Genomic DNA, 1292 nt, shown 5'->3' with positions numbered 1-1292 from the left:
CTAGAGCAAGAGTAACCGTTGGGAGCAGTCCTTCTGGGACAAACGCAACAATAATCCCGATCGCAAAAATGAAGCTTTCCTTGGCTCCCATCCCCACCAAAAGGTTAGTCAGTAGGAAGACCAAAATACCCATGCCGAGAGCGATCGCCGTAATAACATGCACCACCCGGTTGATTTGAACTTCCAGGGTGCTAGGTTCTCGCTTCACTGTTGCAGTTAGGTGGGCAACCTGACCAAACTCGGTCTGAGTACCTGTAGCATACACGACAGCTAATCCACGCCCTGCCGAAACGGTAGAACCAGCAAAAACGAGATTACTTGCTTCAGAGGCACGCATCTTTTCAGTGACGACAGGTTCCGCAGATCGGGCAACCGGAAGCGATTCTCCAGTCAGTACTGAGACATCGATATAACAAGATTGGGCTGAAACTAGTCTAGCATCGGCACAGATGCGATCGCCCTCTTCCAATTGCATGACGTCTCCTGGAACTATCTCCCTGACGGAAATCTCACATAACGTCCCATCTCGAAACACTTTAGCTTGGGCTGGCAACATTTTATTAAGTGCTGCTAACGCTTGTTCTGCCTGGAATTCTTGCCAAAAACTGAAACCAGCATTAATCCAGATCACTGCCCAGATTGCCCAGCCGAGTTCAGGTGTACCTGAGATAAAAGCCAGCGTACCTGCAACCCAGAGCAAGAGTGCCATGAAATGGGTTAACTGATCGGTGAAGCGCAGTAATAGGGATCTTCGGGCTGGTTCGGGCAGTTCATTAAACCCGTAATGTTTGATTCTAAGTGCTGTTTCTGCCTCTGACAGTCCCTGTGCTGAAGTTGACAGAGTTTCGTAAACTTGCTCAGCCGATAGTGTCCAAACAGGTGAATGAGGTGTCATATAAATCAGCTATGAAGTCCATCTTAGGGGCGGAAGCATGAGCGCCTCTACAAGTCTGAAATAACCTAATACACATGATTTTCGATTTGTATAGTGCGTAAGTCCTAGATTTAATTGATTAATCGAGTTGCAAACTGTCTACTTATTGGAGAGCACTAATTAGGTAGTCAAAGTAACCGCCCACTTCGCTAGAATCTTCTGCGGACAACATCGTGCTAACAATGTTCTTCATGGCACGGACACTTTCGGCAACGGATTCAATTGGGGTGCCGAGGGATCTGTACATTTGGCGAACACCAATGATTCCGATCTCTTCGATTGGTGTAGTATCTCCAGCCACAACACTATAAGTGATCAACCGCAGGTAGTAATCCATATCCCGCAGGCAGGTAGCAGT

The 1292-nt window shown here is 47.5% G+C and carries 1 protein-coding gene and 1 pseudogene; both read right to left on the bottom strand.

Features of this window, described 5'->3' with window-relative positions:
• The coding region (locus G4P69_RS35960; protein WP_208354699.1) for a P-type ATPase at window positions 1–895 on the bottom strand (895 nt) is incomplete at its 3' end.
• 142 nt (window positions 896–1037) lie between these two features.
• A pseudogene (locus G4P69_RS39765) lies at window positions 1038–1292 on the bottom strand (allophycocyanin); the annotation flags it as partial.

The organism is Aetokthonos hydrillicola CCALA 1050 (assembly GCF_017591665.1).
GTDB lineage: Bacteria > Cyanobacteriota > Cyanobacteriia > Cyanobacteriales > Nostocaceae > Aetokthonos > Aetokthonos hydrillicola.
Note: the sequence above shows the minus strand (reverse complement) of the source record. Positions and strands in the feature narration are given on the sequence as shown.